16 protein-coding genes are annotated in these 15051 nt (G+C 59.1%); 8 read left to right on the forward strand and 8 right to left on the reverse strand.

The annotated features are described in order from the left end of the window. Positions 1 to 4 precede the first annotated feature (4 nt). The 6 genes from rhaM to ACP7BS_RS07515 all read right to left on the reverse strand — a co-directional run bounded on the left by rhaM (position 5) and on the right by ACP7BS_RS07515 (position 5924). The gene (gene rhaM / locus ACP7BS_RS07490; RefSeq protein WP_426237304.1) at positions 5 to 319 is read right to left on the reverse strand and encodes an L-rhamnose mutarotase; all 315 of its coding nucleotides are present in this window, start codon (positions 317 to 319) and stop codon (positions 5 to 7) included. Between the two features lie 7 nt (positions 320 to 326). Beyond that, positions 327 to 1331 carry an ABC transporter permease gene (locus tag ACP7BS_RS07495; RefSeq protein WP_426237307.1) on the reverse strand — a complete coding sequence of 335 codons (1005 nt, stop codon included), beginning with the start codon at positions 1329 to 1331 and terminating at the stop codon, positions 327 to 329. Further along, positions 1331 to 2311: an ABC transporter permease gene (locus ACP7BS_RS07500; RefSeq protein ID WP_426237476.1), complete on the reverse strand. Its 981-nt coding sequence runs from the start codon at positions 2309 to 2311 to the stop codon at positions 1331 to 1333. The genes ACP7BS_RS07495 and ACP7BS_RS07500 overlap by 1 nt, the downstream gene beginning before the upstream one ends. Continuing rightward, entirely contained in the window at positions 2308 to 3804 is a 1497-nt protein-coding gene (locus ACP7BS_RS07505; RefSeq protein ID WP_426229441.1) for a sugar ABC transporter ATP-binding protein, read from the reverse strand. Before ACP7BS_RS07505 ends, ACP7BS_RS07500 begins: the two co-directional genes overlap by 4 nt. Before the next feature lie 198 nt (positions 3805 to 4002). Further along, a complete protein-coding gene (gene rhaS, locus ACP7BS_RS07510; protein ID WP_426237309.1) occupies positions 4003 to 4992 on the reverse strand; it encodes a rhamnose ABC transporter substrate-binding protein in 990 nt (329 codons plus the stop codon). Between the two features lie 119 nt (positions 4993 to 5111). Then, positions 5112 to 5924, reverse strand: coding sequence for a DeoR/GlpR family DNA-binding transcription regulator (locus ACP7BS_RS07515; protein ID WP_426237311.1), 813 nt, complete (start codon positions 5922 to 5924; stop codon positions 5112 to 5114). A gap of 213 nt (positions 5925 to 6137) precedes the next feature. Here ACP7BS_RS07515 and ACP7BS_RS07520 point away from each other — a divergent pair, with 213 nt between their 5' ends. The 6 genes from ACP7BS_RS07520 (at position 6138) to ACP7BS_RS07545 (ending at position 11319) form a co-directional block, all read left to right on the forward strand. Then, complete coding sequence (locus ACP7BS_RS07520) at positions 6138 to 8237, forward strand: bifunctional rhamnulose-1-phosphate aldolase/short-chain dehydrogenase (protein ID WP_426237313.1); 2100 nt, start codon at positions 6138 to 6140, stop codon at positions 8235 to 8237. Between the two features lie 13 nt (positions 8238 to 8250). After that, the gene (gene rhaI / locus ACP7BS_RS07525; protein ID WP_426237315.1) at positions 8251 to 9543 is read left to right on the forward strand and encodes an L-rhamnose catabolism isomerase; all 1293 of its coding nucleotides are present in this window, start codon (positions 8251 to 8253) and stop codon (positions 9541 to 9543) included. Positions 9544 to 9752: 209 nt separating this feature from the next. Next, complete coding sequence (locus ACP7BS_RS07530) at positions 9753 to 10007, forward strand: GlsB/YeaQ/YmgE family stress response membrane protein (RefSeq protein WP_113315410.1); 255 nt, start codon at positions 9753 to 9755, stop codon at positions 10005 to 10007. Positions 10008 to 10076: 69 nt separating this feature from the next. Further along, the gene (locus ACP7BS_RS07535) at positions 10077 to 10265 is read left to right on the forward strand and encodes a hypothetical protein (protein WP_426229123.1); all 189 of its coding nucleotides are present in this window, start codon (positions 10077 to 10079) and stop codon (positions 10263 to 10265) included. A gap of 58 nt (positions 10266 to 10323) precedes the next feature. Further along, entirely contained in the window at positions 10324 to 10785 is a 462-nt protein-coding gene (locus ACP7BS_RS07540; RefSeq protein ID WP_426237478.1) for a YbaK/EbsC family protein, read from the forward strand. A gap of 144 nt (positions 10786 to 10929) precedes the next feature. Then, a complete protein-coding gene (locus tag ACP7BS_RS07545) occupies positions 10930 to 11319 on the forward strand; it encodes a DUF930 domain-containing protein (protein ID WP_426229124.1) in 390 nt (129 codons plus the stop codon). Between the two features lie 18 nt (positions 11320 to 11337). Here the strand turns inward: ACP7BS_RS07545 and ACP7BS_RS07550 are convergent, their stop codons facing one another. Both ACP7BS_RS07550 and ACP7BS_RS07555 read right to left on the reverse strand, forming a co-directional pair. Next, positions 11338 to 11463, reverse strand: a complete 126-nt coding sequence (locus ACP7BS_RS07550; RefSeq protein WP_426229125.1) for a hypothetical protein — start codon at positions 11461 to 11463, stop codon at positions 11338 to 11340. A 410-nt stretch (positions 11464 to 11873) separates the two neighbouring features. Then, entirely contained in the window at positions 11874 to 12065 is a 192-nt protein-coding gene (locus tag ACP7BS_RS07555) for a DUF2735 domain-containing protein (protein ID WP_426237317.1), read from the reverse strand. A 494-nt stretch (positions 12066 to 12559) separates the two neighbouring features. Here ACP7BS_RS07555 and ACP7BS_RS07560 point away from each other — a divergent pair, with 494 nt between their 5' ends. Together ACP7BS_RS07560 and ACP7BS_RS07565 are read left to right on the forward strand one after the other, a co-directional pair. Continuing rightward, entirely contained in the window at positions 12560 to 13600 is a 1041-nt protein-coding gene (locus tag ACP7BS_RS07560; protein WP_426229127.1) for a glutamine synthetase beta-grasp domain-containing protein, read from the forward strand. Positions 13601 to 13827: 227 nt separating this feature from the next. After that, positions 13828 to 15048 (forward strand): adenylate/guanylate cyclase domain-containing protein, encoded by a 1221-nt coding sequence (locus tag ACP7BS_RS07565; RefSeq protein WP_426237319.1) that lies wholly within the window; start codon positions 13828 to 13830, stop codon positions 15046 to 15048. Positions 15049 to 15051: the final 3 nt, after the last annotated feature.

Consider the following 15051-nt stretch of genomic DNA (forward strand, 5'->3'; position numbering starts at 1 on the left):
GGCACTACTTTATATGAAAGACGGTTGTCAGCGGCACGGCGACAGGCTCGTTGTCCGCCTTCGTCTCCATGATATCGGCCATATGGGCCCACCATTTCTGCATCACCGGATGTTTCGGCAGATCGGCCATGGTGTGATCATCCCGCCGCCAGAGAACACCGAACAGCAGATGGGTCTCCTCATCGAGATGGATCGAGTAATCCGACACGCCGGCGTCCGTCAGGAGCGCCGACAGTTCCGGCCAGATCGCGTCATGGCGGGCCTTGTATTCCTCAGTCATGCCGGGATTGAGCCGCATGCGGAAAGCGTATTTTTCCATTCTGTCCTCAATGCGCCCGGCGGCGGCGGGCGCGTGACCACAGGATCGGCAATGCGATGACGGAAATCAACAGCACGCCGATGAAGATCGACATGACGATGCCAGGCACGTTCAAGAGCCCGAAGCCGAAGGTGACCATGCCCATGATGAAGGCGGCGAGCACGACACCTGGAATGGTACCGGATCCGCCAAGGATGCTGACGCCCCCCAGCACCACCATCGTCACCACTTCCAGCTCGACGCCCAAGGCAATCGACGGGCGGGTGGAGCCGAGGCGCGAGGTCAGGCAGATCGAGGCAATGCCGGCCATCAGGCCCGTCAGTAGGAACAGGATGAACTTGACGCGGCCGACGCGGACGCCGGAGAACAACGCCGCCGTCTGGTTGTTGCCGATGGCATAGACGGCGCGGCCGAAATTGGTCTTGTGCAGCAGCACGCTGTAGACGACAGCGAAGAACACGAACAGCGCGAATTCGAACGAGAAAACCCACCAGACATAGCCCTGGCCGAAATAGGCAAAGCTGGCCGGGTAACCCGTATAGGCCTGGTCGCCCAATACAATGAAGGACAGGCCGCGAAACAGGCTCATCGTGCCGATGGTGACGACGATCGATGGCAGGCCAAGGCCGGTGATCAGCAGCCCGTTGACCGCGCCGCAAAGAAGGCCGGTACCAAGGCCGACGACAACCAGCATCGGCGTATCGGCACCCATGGTAACTGCAAGGCCCATGGCCGTCGAGGACAGAGCGATGATCGAGGCGACGGAGAGATCGATTTCACCGGAAATGATGACCAGCGCCATGGCAAAGGCGATCAGCGCCTTTTCGGTGAAATTGAAGGTCGCGTCGGACAGGTTCCACGGGTCGAGGAAATAGGGCGAGGCAAACGAGTTGATCGTGAAGATCAGGATCGCCACGACGAGGAGCAGGCTTTCCCAGCTCTTCAGCGCCCGGCTGCTTCGGCTCTGCAGCCGGTCCGGAATGATCCTTGGTGAAAGATGCGCTTCCGCCATCAGACCGCCTCCGCTTTCTTCAGTATGACACGGCCCTTGCGCTTTTCAGTGCGGGCGTTGACCGCGACCGCGATTATGATCACCGCTCCGGAAATCGCCAGCTGGGCAAAGGGCGAGATATTGATGACCGGCAGCGCATTCTTGATGACGCCGAGGAACAGGCTGCCGAGCACAGCACCGCCGACCGAGCCGATGCCGCCGGCAATCGAAATGCCGCCGATGACGCAGGCCGCGATGATATCGAGTTCGAAACCGGCGGCGATATCGACATAGGCGACCGCATAGCGCGACACCCAGAGATAACCGGAAAGGCCAGCAAGACCACCGGACAGGCAATAGGCAAAGAAGCGCGTGCGGCCGACATCGATGCCGGTATAGACGGCCGCGTGCGGATTGCCGCCGACGGCGAAAAAGGCGCGGCCGACAGGCGTGCGCGTCATCAGGATATAGACGGCGGCAATCGCCACAACCGAGAGCCATGACAGGATTGGAAAACCGATCAGCGGCGTGCGTGGCAGCGCCTTGAAGGCGTCGCTCATCTGATGGGCGTTGATCCAGGCGCCCTTGCTCAGAAGAAAGATGGTGCCGCGAAAGATGGTCAGCGTGCCGAGCGTCACGACGATCGGCGGAATATCCAGTTTCCAGACGAGCAGGCCGTTGATCGAGCCGAGGGCCGCGCCAAGGGCGACGACGGCGAGAATGACCAGCGGGATCGGTACGCCCGGAAAGGCGGCATTGATCATCGCCGCCACCATGCCGGATAGCGCCAGGTTGGCCGCCATCGACAGGTCGATGCAGCGCGTCAGGATGACCGCCATCTGGCCGAGCGCCAGGATGATCAGGATCGAGGTGTCATTATAGACGCGCGCCAGATTGGCCGGTGCTATGAAACCCGGGAAGCGTAGCGCGATCAGGAAGACCAGCGCGATGATGGCGATGACCAGAAGGATTTCGCGGTTCTTGAGCAGCTTTGCCATTATGCAGCCTCCCCGATGCCCGCGGCGGCCCGGACCAGCTTTTCCGCCGTCAGCTCGGAGCGCTCAAAACGCCCGGCGATACGGCCTTCGCGCATGACAATGACGCGGTCGGCCATGCCCATGATTTCGGGGATTTCCGAGGAGACCATGATGACGCTCAATCCCTGCCCTGCCAGTTCGCTCATGAAGGCGTGCACCGCAGCCTTGGAGCCGATATCGATACCTTTGGTCGGCTCATCGAGAATGATCACCTTCGGCTGCGTTGCCAGCCATTTGGCGATTACCACCTTTTGCTGATTGCCGCCCGACAGCGTGCCGACATCCTGATCGAGCGAGGCGGCGCGCAGATCGAGACGCTGCGTATATTCGCGGGCCAGGGCAAACTCGTTGGCAAGCTTCAGGAAGCCGGAACGCGAGGTTTTCTGCAGCGAGGGCAGCGTGACGTTCTGGAAGATCGGCAAGCCGATGATGGCGCCCTGACGGCCGCGTTCTTCCGGCACATAGACGATACCGGCCTCGATCGCCTCGGCGGGAGAGCGGATGACGAGGACATCGCCATTCAGCTTGACCGCACCGGCGGACGGCCGGGTGATGCCGATCAGCGACTGCATGAATTCGGAGCGTCCGGCCCCGATCAGGCCGTAGAAGCCGAGGATTTCGCCGCGGCGCAGCTCGAAATTGATGTCTTCGAATTCGGTCGGATGGCGGTAGCCCGAAACCGTGAGGACCGGCTCGCCGATCGCGACATCGACCTTCGGAAAGACCTGACCGACATCGCGGCCGACCATCATCTTGACCAGCTGGTCCTGGGTGACATCGGCAATCAGCCCCTCGCCGACCATGCCGCCATCGCGAAACACGGTGTAGCGGTCGGCAATGCGGAAGATTTCATCGAATTTGTGGCTGATGAACAGGATCGCCTTGCCGTCCGCCTTCAGCCGGTCGATCAGTTCGTAGAGCTCGTGGATTTCCTTGTGCGACAGGGCGGCGGTCGGCTCGTCCATGATGACGACGCTGGCGTCGATCGACAGAGCGCGGGCAATCGCCACCATGTGCTTGTTGGCAATGCCGAGGTCGCGCAGCCGGATGGTCGGATCGATTTCAGCGCCGACGCGGGCAAGCAGTTCGCGGGCATTTTCGTTGAGTTTCTTCCAATCGATCAGGCCGAAGCGGCCGCGCGGCGCATGGCCGAGAAAGATGTTTTCGGCGACCGACAGTTCATCGAACAGCACGGTTTCCTGATGGATCGCGGTGACGCCGGCATGGGCGGCTGCGAGTGCGGTCGGAAAATGAGTCTCGGCTCCATCAACCCGGATCGTGCCGCCATCCGGCTGGTAGATGCCTGTGAGGATCTTGACGAGGGTCGATTTGCCCGCACCGTTTTCACCGATCAGCGCCGTGACGGAACCGGGGTACAAAGCGAGCGAGACGTCGGACAGCGCTTTTACGCCGGGAAAGGACTTGGATATGCCCTCGAGCGCGACGGCGGGTTTCATCCGCAATGTGGTCGTTTCCTGCAGCAAGAGGCAATCCACCGGTGTGATATGAAATTGAAATACGTGAGGAGCGGCGCTGGCTCGATCGCCCCCTCCCCCTTGTGGGGAGGGTTGGGGAGGGGATTTCCTTCAAAGAAAAAGAACCCCTCCCCTCCGCTTCGCTCCGACCCTCCCCACAAGGGGGAGGGATAAACCAAATCAGAAGATCTTGGCGAACTCTTCGACGTTCTTGGCGTCGTAGACGAACGGGTCGGCCATGGCGCCTTCGTTGTTGTCGTCGAGCTTGACGGTACCCATGCGGCCCATCTTCAGTTCGGCGCCCGGCTTTGCTTCCGCGCCGCCGATCAGGTCATAGGCGATCATGGTGGCGGAGTAGCCGAGGTCGATCGGGTTCCAGATGGCGAAGGACTTGGACGAGCCGGCCTTGACGTGGCCAGCCATTTCCGAGGGAAGGCCGAGGCCGGTAACGTTGATCTGGCCGACCTTGCCGGCGTCTTCGACGGCCTGCGCGGCAGCAACGATACCGACGGAGGTCGGAGCGATGATCGCCTTCAGGTTCGGGTAGGACTGGATGAGGCCTTGCGTTTCGCGGTAGGACTTGTCCGCAAGATCGTCGCCGTAGACGGTGGCCACGACATTGATGCCCTTGTAATTGCCCTGAACCTTCTTCATCTCCTCGATCCAGACATTCTGGTTGGTCGAGGTGGCTGTTGCCGAAAGAACGGCGACGTCGCCGCCATCAGGCAACTGGTCGGCGGCAAGCTTGATGATCATGTTGCCGATCAGCGGGCTGGACGACGGATTCAGGTGCATGGAGCGGCCGTCCTTGGCGACGCCCGAATCCCACGAGATAACCTTGATGCCGCGCTCCATGGCCTTCTTCAGCGCCGGAACCAGAGCGTCGGTATCGTTGGCGGATACGGCGATCGCATCAACCTTCTGGGCGATCAGCGAGTTGATCACTTCGATCTGGCCTTCAGCCGTCGTCGTTGTCGGGCCGGTATAGATCACTTCCACATCGCCGAGTTCCTTGGCGGCTTCCTGCGCGCCCTTGTTGGCCGCTTCGAAGAAGCCGATGCCGAGCGCCTTGACGACCAGCGCGATCTTCTTGTTTTCCGCATGCGCGGCGTTTGCCATCAGTGCCAGCGAAACCGCCGTCGTGACCATCAGTGCCTTGAAAATTTTCATGACGTTCTCCTCCCTGAAGCCGCGCGATCACAATGATCGCGTTCATTCGGCTGTATGCTCTCAAAACTTTGCCTGATGGCGTGAAGCCATCGGCATTCCCACTCCCCCTCCCGCCGGCCTTACGCCGACGAGGAAGCATTCTCCTCAACAATGCTCGAGCGCGTATTGGCGATAACCAAGCCGACGCCTGCATCTTCAAGCATCTGGACATGCCTGTCCTCGATGCCCGAATCCGTGATCACCGTGGTGATGCGCTTCAGCCCGCACAGAATGAGGCTGGAGCGTTTGTGAAATTTCGACGAGTCGATCAGAACGACGAGTTCGTCTGCCTGGTCGATCAGCTTCTGCTCCGCCTGGATCAGCAGCGGGTCGCCTTCCATCAGGCCGAGCGGACCAAGCCCCTGCGCGCCCATGAACATGCGGCGCGCATAGAAATTGCGCGTCACGTCATTGTCGAACGGGCTCAAAATGATGTTCTGCTCGCGGTAGATCGTGCCACCCGAGAGCATCACGGTGTTCTTCGAGTGCTTGAGCAGATGCTCGGCAATCGGAAAGGAATTGGTGAACACCTGCATCCGGCGGTTGGCGAGGAAGTGCACCATCTGGAACGTCGTGGTGCCGCCATTGATGATGATCGGCTCGCCATCCTGACAGAGTGCCACGGCCTCCTTGGCGATCGCCTGCTTCTGGCGGGCATGCAGGCCTTCGTTGACACTGAATGGACGGCCGGCAAGGCCGACGAACTGCGGTGGGTTGATCGCTTCCGCACCGCCGCGCACCCGGCGCAGACGTTTTTGCACATGCAGCGCCGCGATATCCCTGCGGATCGTCGCTTCAGAACTATCGGTCAGATCGACCAGTTCAGGCACGGTGATGACCGGCTTGTCCTGGACAGCTGACAGAATGATCCTGTGTCGCTCTTTCTCGTGCATTAGGTTCCTCCACTATTGTCTATGCTTCCATCACGACCGCGCATTGTCAATCACAAACAATCATATTTTTTCATTGTGCAGTGCAATATGACTGATTTTGATCGTTTATGATTGACATGCGGCTGATCTTTGTGTGATCTGATCGCAACGAATGCGCTCTTTGTCCCGCAAATTCTACCGGGCCGGCGCAAAATTGACCGGGAGGAAATGCAGATGCTCGACAAGCAACAAGGCTCGCGCCTTGCCAATCTCTGGGACGACGCCAAGGCAGCGGCAATGAACGAAGCCGAGCGGCTTCTGTACCGCTCAAACCTGCTGGGTTCGGACAAACGCATCACCAATTACGGCGGCGGCAACACCTCCGCCAAGGTCATGGAGAAAGACCCGCTCGGTGGCGGCACGGTCGAGGTTCTCTGGGTCAAGGGTTCCGGCGGCGACGTCGGCACGATCAAGATGGACGGCTTTTCGACACTCTATATGGAGAAGCTGGAAGCCCTGAAGGGGCTTTATCGCGGCCTCAAGCATGAAGACGAAATGGTCGGCTACCTGCCGCATTGCACCTTCAACCTCAATCCGCGCGCCGCTTCTATCGACACTCCCCTGCATGCCTATGTGCCCAAGAAGCACGTCGATCACATGCACCCGGATGCAATCATCGCCATTGCTGCATCGAAGAACAGCCGCGAACTGACCCAACAGATTTTCGGCGCCGATATCGGCTGGCTGCCTTGGAAGCGTCCGGGCTTCGAGCTTGGCCTCTGGCTGTCGAAGTTCTGCGCTGAAAACCCGAACGCACGCGGCCTGATCCTTGAAAGCCATGGCCTCTTCACCTGGGGTGACACGGCCAAGGAAGCCTACGAGACAACGATCGAGATCATCAACAAGGCGATTGCCTGGTTCGAGACGACCAACACGGCGCCGGCCTTCGGCGGCGCAGTCAAGCCGGTTCTGGCGGCCAATGAGCGCCGCGCCGTTGTGCAAAAGCTGATGCCGGTCATTCGGGGCATGATCAGCGCCGACGAGCGCAAGCTCGGCCATTTCGACGACAGCCAGGCCGTTCTCGATTTCGTCACATCCAAGAACCTTGAGCCGCTGGCGGCACTCGGCACATCCTGCCCCGACCATTTCCTGCGCACCAAGATTTGCCCGCTGGTGATCGATTTCGATCCGGCAAACCCGGATATCGACAAGACGCTGGCTGGCCTTGAGGCTGCCATCGCCGAATATCGCGCCGGTTATGCCGCCTATTACCAGCGCTGCAAGCGTGACAACAGCCCGGCGATGCGCGACCCGAATGCGGTGGTCTATCTCATCCCCGGCGTCGGCATGATCACCTTTGCCAAGGACAAGGCAACCGCGCGCATTTCCGGCGAATTCTACGTCAACGCCATCAATGTCATGCGCGGCGCATCCGGTGTCTCGACCTATGTCGGCCTGCCGGAACAGGAAGCTTTCGACATTGAATACTGGCTGCTTGAGGAAGCCAAGCTTCAGCGCATGCCGAAGCCGAAGATGCTGGCCGGCAGAATAGCGCTCGTCACCGGCGGCGCCGGCGGCATCGGCAAGGCGACGGCTAACCGCCTGATGCAGGAAGGCGCCTGCGTCGTGCTCGCAGATATCGACGAGGCAGCCCTTGCCTCTGCATTGAGCGAACTCGGCGGCCGCTACGGCAAGGATTTCGTCCGTTCTGTTACCATGAACGTCACCGATGAAGCCGCTGTCGAAAAGAGCTTTGCCGATACGCTGCTGGAATTCGGCGGTCTCGACATTCTGGTTTCCAATGCCGGTCTTGCCTCCTCCGCCCCGATCGAAGACACGACGCTGGCGTTATGGAACAAGAACATGGATATCCTGGCGACCGGATATTTCCTCGTTTCGCGCGAAGCGTTCCGCATCTTCCGCAACCAGAAGGCCGGCGGCAACGTTGTCTTCGTCGCCTCCAAGAACGGTCTGGCGGCCTCTCCCGGCGCATCCGCCTATTGCACCGCCAAGGCCGCGGAAATCCATCTTGCGCGATGCCTGGCGCTGGAAGGCGCAGCCGCCCAGATCCGCGTCAACGTCGTCAACCCGGATGCCGTCCTGCGCGGCTCGAAAATCTGGTCGGGCGAATGGAAGGAACAGCGCGCCGCCGTCTACAAGACCGATATGGAAGGACTTGAGGCGATGTACCGCGAACGTTCGATGCTGAAGCTCAGCGTCTTCCCGGAGGATATCGCCGAAGCGATCTACTTCCTCGCTTCCGACATGTCGGCCAAGTCGACCGGCAACATCATCAATGTCGATGCGGGCAATGCCCAGTCGTTCACGCGCTAGACCGGAGAACGACATGACACGAATGATCACACAAGACGTCATCGACGCCGACAATGCCGCGCGCCTTGCCGATCTGAAGGCCGACTATGGCCACCTTGGCACACAACTCGCCCGCCGGGGTATCGATATCGGCACGGTTAAAGCGAAAGTATCGGCTTACGGAGTTGCCGTCCCATCCTGGGGCGTCGGCACCGGCGGCACACGCTTTGCCCGCTTTCCGGGCACCGGCGAACCGCGCCATATCTTCGACAAGATCGAGGATTGCTCGGTTATCCAGCAGCTGACCAAGGCGACGCCGACGGTCTCGCTGCACATTCCCTGGGACAAGGTGGATGACCTCGCAGAACTGAAGGAAAAGGGCAACGCTCTGGGGCTCGGTTTCGATGCGATGAATTCCAACACCTTTTCCGATGCCGCCGATCAGGCGCATTCCTATAAGTTCGGCTCGCTCAGCCATGCCGATGCTGCGACCCGCCAGCAGGCCGTCGATCACAATCTCGAATGTGTCGAGATCGGCAAGGCGTTGGGTTCCAAGGCGCTCACCGTCTGGGTCGGCGACGGTTCCAACTTTCCCGGACAGGTGAACTTCACCAAGAGCTTCGAGCGCTACCTCGAGGCGATGAAGGCGATCTACAAGGGGCTGCCGGACGATTGGAAGATCTTTTCCGAGCACAAGATGTTCGAGCCGGCCTTCTATTCGACAGTGGTGCAGGACTGGGGCACAAACTATCTGATCGCCCAGGAACTCGGCCCCAAGGCGCATTGCCTGGTCGACCTCGGCCACCATGCGCCGAACGTCAATATCGAGATGATCGTCGCCCGGCTGATTCAGTTCAAGAAGCTCGGCGGCTTTCATTTCAACGATTCGAAATATGGCGACGACGATCTGGACACAGGCTCGATCGATCCCTACCGGCTGTTCCTGATCTTCAACGAACTGGTCGATGCCGAGACACGGGCAGCGGACGGTTTTGCACCGATGCACATGCTCGACCAGAGCCATAATGTCACCGACCCGATCGAAAGCCTGATGAACTCGGCGACCGAAGTCAGCCGCGCCTATGCGCAGGCCTTGCTGGTCGATCGGCAGGCACTTGAAGGCTATCAGGACGGCAACGATGCTCTGATGGCGACGGAAACGCTAAAGGCCGCATTCCGCACCCATGTCGAACCGATTCTTGCCATGTCGCGCTACGAGGCCGGCGGCGCCATTTCGCCGGTCGCCGCCTATCGCGCCAGCGGCTATCGCGCCAAGGTTTCCGGCGAACGGCCGGCGTCGAAGAGCGGCGGCGGCGGCATCGTCTAAGAAACGTAGATCATCAGAAAGGCCCGCCCCCTCGGGCCTTTTTCTGTTTCAGGGCATGCATTTCATGCCTTTTGGCACGACAGGACACTTTCATTGTCCGCTCCCGCCTTTTCACGGCAAAAAATCGGCGAAGAGCGCATTTTGCCTCTAACGCAAAATACTTTTCGCTCTATCTTGTTCCTTGCAGATACAACGGAAAGGAACCATCCATGGGTATCGAGAGCATTGTTGTCTTTCTTATCGTCGGCGCCATTGCCGGCTGGCTTGCAGGCTTGATCGTTTCGGGTTTCGGCTTCGGCCTGATCGGGAATATGGTCATCGGCATTATCGGCGCCTTCATCGCCGGCGTATTATTCCCTTATCTCGGCGTCAGCATCGGCAGCGGCATTCTTGCTGCCATCATCCATTCAACGATCGGTGCCGTCATCCTTCTCGTGTTGATCCGTATCGTCAAGCAAGCTTGACGCATCATGGCCTCGTGCCGGTTTGCCGCCAGGCAACCGGCACATCCACGATCTATTTCTGGAGACATCATGTCTGATATCTACGATTCCAGGATCGAACAGGCGATTCAATCCTTCATTTCCGATCATCCCGGCATGCACACCCGCGACGAGGCAATCGCCGCGATCCTGATCAACTGGTTCACCAGCCACGGCTACCTGCCACATGATCAGGAAGGCACGCGCCCGGAAAATCTTGACGCGTCGAACGACGACTGAAGAGATCGCCACCGCCCCGATCATCCGGGCGGCATCCATCAGAAAAGTCACGCCATCGATGAGCATCGCTTCCGTCAAAACCTTCTTTGCCGAACACGCCCCGGACATTGCCGTCATCGAGCTTGAGCGGAGCACTGCAACAGTCGCGCTCGCGGCAGAGGGACATGGCGTAGAACCGGCGCAGATTGCCAAGACGCTTGCGCTGCGGGTGGCGGACGCGGTGATCCTGATCGTCACGCGCGGCGATGCCCGGCTCGACAACAAGAAATACAAAGCCCGGTTTGCGACCAAGGCCCGCATGCTCGGGTTCGATGAAGTCGAGCAGGAGACCGGCCATCCCATCGGCGGCGTCTGCCCCTTCGGCCTTGCCAAGCCGCACAAGGTTTACTGCGACATTTCTCTGAAAGCATATGACGAGGTCGTTCCCGCCGCTGGGGCGCCGCACGCTGCGGTGCGGATCAACCCTGAACGAATGGCGGAACTCGCGTCAGCCGAATGGATCGACGTGTCCGAGATTTAAGCGCCTGCCTTTGAATGAACACAAATGTTTCCTTGAAGTTAATCCTTGGAACCGGCATGCCTTCGCCCTGAAGTTCGCTATTTGCCGGTCACGTTTCCGGCATGACGCCAATGTTTCCGGTGTGACGAAGGAGTTCAACCCGCAATGAACAGGCTTGTTTGTTTGCCCCTGCTGGCCGCAGCGATTGCGGCGCCGGCGGCAGCCATGGATCAGTCGCTGGTCAGGCAATTCGAAAAACTCGACCCGCAGACCCGCCTGGAACAGCGATGCGACACGGAGGCGATGTGGAAGATCAGCGCCGACCAGACATCGTTCAAGCCTGACAAGGTGATTGCCTATACGTTCGGCGACCCGGTCTTCGATGCCGACAATCTAAAGGCGCCAGGTGCTGTATTCCGGAGCAAGGGCGAGTGGTACAAGCTGAAATACAAATGCAGCACGGGACCAGACCATATCGAGGTGCTGTCGTTCAACTACAAGATCGGCGATCTCATCCCGCATGACGAGTGGGACGCCCATTATCTCTATCCGTGAGCAGCGTTTCCGCTGCTGTTAAAGGACGATGAACAGGACCATGAGGGCGCCGAACGACAGCGCGGCCATGATGTTCAAGAGCGTCTTCATGATATGATCGGTCATGTCGAGCCTCCTCTGATCCGCAGGACTGCGTGAGACCACGTGGCGCCACGCTCGCGGCAATCTTTGCCCGCCCCCGGCAGAACCATTCCACCGATTGCGCCAAATCCCCCGTCAACCACCCTACTGCGAACGATCAAGGTGCACTCGAAGAGCGATTCTGCCCAAACTTATGCCGAAAAGATTAAAATAACGTCATATTGATCGTGGCTCATCAAATTTGTTAACCATGATCGGCAGAACGCACGGCCACGCAGCTATGGCGTGGATAGGAGCCGGCGGCATCCCTTGTAGAGACGATACGAACGCGATCTCTGGAAAAATAGCTTGGTGGTGACTTGCAGCCATTCACCCGTCAGGCGCGGACAACAATCAACGCGCGAGGTTGGCGCCGCAAAGGCGCGCGATGTCCGCGTAGCGCGGCTATCGGGATTCTCAGCCGATCGGCCAGTTCAAGATTTTGGCTTTTGTTCCTCACGGACGGCTTCGTCGTGATACCAACTGCTGTAGTCGATAGTAAGCACCTGCTTCGGGCGAATATCCGCAATGGTCGCAGACTGCTCGAACCGGCGGCCACCCAACTTCCGCCCACCGGCGGGGAATTCATAAATCTTGGCCGTTGCGGCCGGCGACATCATTGCCATAGTGCCTTTTCCCTTTTCACAGCCCTCAGCAAGGCTATTCGTAGAGATATAGCAGACTTGGACGCAATTTGCGCGGATTGATTAAAAAAAAATCAATCCGCCTAAATAATAGGCTATTTTTTAGGCATGCTGTTTTTCAGAGGATTTTCGCGATAAATTTTGGGCGTGTGCACTCAAGGCAAATTGTCGCAAGTTCTGCGCGTTTTTTGGACAAACCCCGCCATCGCCGTCCAAAACTGGCGGTGGGACACCGAGAAAAGATCGAAATCGGCGCCAAAAAGATCAATTTAGCCAGTGACTTCTACTTTTCGCGCCGGCCACAGCTCGGGGCCGCGCGGTCCTACTGTTTTGCACCCTGTCGCAGAAAATCGGACTGCGGCTTGGCATTCGCCTCCAACTGGCATGCCCCGTGCATATAAGTCGTCAGCCGTTGGCGGCGCAGCATGATTGGACTTTCCTAATGTTGTGCATCATCAACCCATGAGAGGTTAGAAATGACGAAATTTAAGCTCGAGTATATCTGGCTCGACGGATATACCCCGGTCCCGAACCTTCGCGGTAAGACACAGGTCAAGGAATTTGACGCATTTCCGGCGCTCGAGCAGCTGCCGCTCTGGGGCTTCGATGGCTCCTCGACGCTGCAGGCCGAAGGCCGCTCGTCGGATTGCGTGCTGAAGCCGGTTGCCATCTATCCGGACCCAGCCCGCACCAACGGCGCGCTCGTCATGTGCGAAGTGATGATGCCCGATGGCGTCACCCCACATGCGTCCAACAGCCGCGCCACCATTCTTGACGACGAAGGCACATGGTTCGGCTTCGAGCAGGAATATTTCTTCTACAAGAACGGCCGCCCGCTCGGTTTCCCGGAAACCGGCTACCCGGCTCCGCAGGGTCCATATTACACCGGCGTCGGCTATTCGAGCGTTGGCGACATCGCCCGCAAGATCGTTGAAGAGCATCTCGATCTCTGCCTCGCAGCCGGCATCAACCATGAAGGCATCAATGCCGAAGTGGCAAAAGGCCAGTGGGAATTCCAGATTTTCGGCAAGGGCTCAAAGCGTGCTGCCGACGAGATCTGGATGGCTCGTTACCTCCTGCAGCGCCTGACGGAAAAATACGGTATCGACATCGAATTCCATTGCAAGCCGCTCGGCGATACCGATTGGAACGGTTCGGGCATGCATGCGAACTTCTCCACCAAGTACATGCGCGAAGTCGGCGGCAAGGAATATTTCGAAGCGCTGATGGCGGCTTTCGAAAAGAACCTTCTGGACCATATCGCCGTTTACGGGCCGGACAACGACAAGCGCCTGACCGGCAAGCACGAAACGGCACCGTGGAACAAGTTCTCCTACGGCGTTGCTGACCGCGGCGCATCGATCCGCGTTCCGCATTCCTTCGTCAACAATGGCTACAAGGGTTACCTGGAAGACCGCCGCCCGAACTCGCAGGGCTGCCCTTACCAGATCGCTTCGCAGATCCTGAAGACGATTGCCGAAGTTCCAACTGCTGGCAGCGTTTCAGTCGCCGCCTAAGATCAGGCAGCTCCTTCGATACGCTTATTCATGGCGCCGCCCATTTGGGCCGGCGCCATGAATGTATTGGCACGGCCGTTTTTTGAAGCGGCTCCAATCGCCGCCATCCCTCAGGGTTAATTCCGTTTGTCTCCGCTACAATAGGCACGTTTCCGCACTGGTATTCCCGCCGCACTGTTACTAAGTGTGAGGCTCAGAGCATCTGATGATCCTGACGGGGTGTATTCATGCAAGTTCCATCCATCGCCACTCCAAGCTTGCACCGCGAAAGCGCCGGCACGTCACCGAGCGACAGCAGCGGCATCATCGAATGGCTGATGACGGACACCAGCGACCAACGGTTCATCGACAATATCTTTGTCGATATGTGTGACAGGCTCAATCAGGCAGGCATTCCGGTCTCCCGTGGCACGCTGCACTTCCGTATCCTTCATCCGCAATGGCTGGGCGCACGGATCCTGTGGCGGAAGGGCATGAAAGAGGCCGATATCCAGACGTTTGGTTATGGTGTGGAAGATACCGCCCAGTACCGGAACAGCCCGATATACGAACTCAACACCGGTGCGGGCGTGGTTCGCCAGCGGCTCGAACCGGCAGCTTCCGCCAACGCTCCACCCTATCCGCTCTATGACGAGTTGCGCGCCGAAGGACATACCGATTACGTCGCCTGGCCGCTGAAGCACACGTTGGGCAAGCACCACATCATCACCTTTGGCAGCGACAGACCGGGCGGCTTCAGCGATGAAGATCTCGCTGCCCTGGCCGATTTGTTGCCGGCCTTTGCGCTGGTCAGTGAAATCCGCCTGAAGAACCGTTTTGCCCGGACGCTGCTCGAAACCTATGTCGGCCCGCATGCAAGCGAACAGATCCTGGCCGGCGCCACGACGCGCGGCAGCGGGGTTACGGTCGGCGCTGCCATTCTGATCTGTGACCTGCGCGACTTTACCGGCATTTCGGACATGTGGCCGCGCGACGACGTCATCGAATTGCTGAACGGCTATTTCGATGCCATGGCCGAGCCGATCGAACGGCATGGTGGCGAAATCCTCAAGTTCATGGGCGACGGCCTGCTGGCAATTTTCCCACTCAGCAACGCCCATGCCTGCGGGGATCTTCTTGCCGCGATCCGCGAGGCGCAGACCGCGATGGCGGCGCTGAACGAGGAGAATGTCGAAAAGGGGCACCAACCTCTCGGCTACGGCATTGGCGTTCACGTCGGTGACGTGATGTACGGCAATATCGGGTCGCGCAGCCGCCTCGATTTCACCGTCATAGGACCGACTGTCAATGTTGCATCGCGGCTTGAAAGCCTGACCAAGGAGATCAAGCGGCCGGTCCTGCTGTCGCGTGCATTCGTGGAGATGGCCGGATGCGAAGCAAAGATGGAAAGTGTCGGCTCCCACCAGTTGCGAGGCCTCAGCGAACCGATCGATGTCTTTGCGTTCTGAAGG

It is taken from the genome of Pararhizobium sp. DWP1-1-3, from assembly GCF_049896125.1.
Classification (GTDB): Bacteria; Pseudomonadota; Alphaproteobacteria; order Rhizobiales; family Rhizobiaceae; genus Pararhizobium.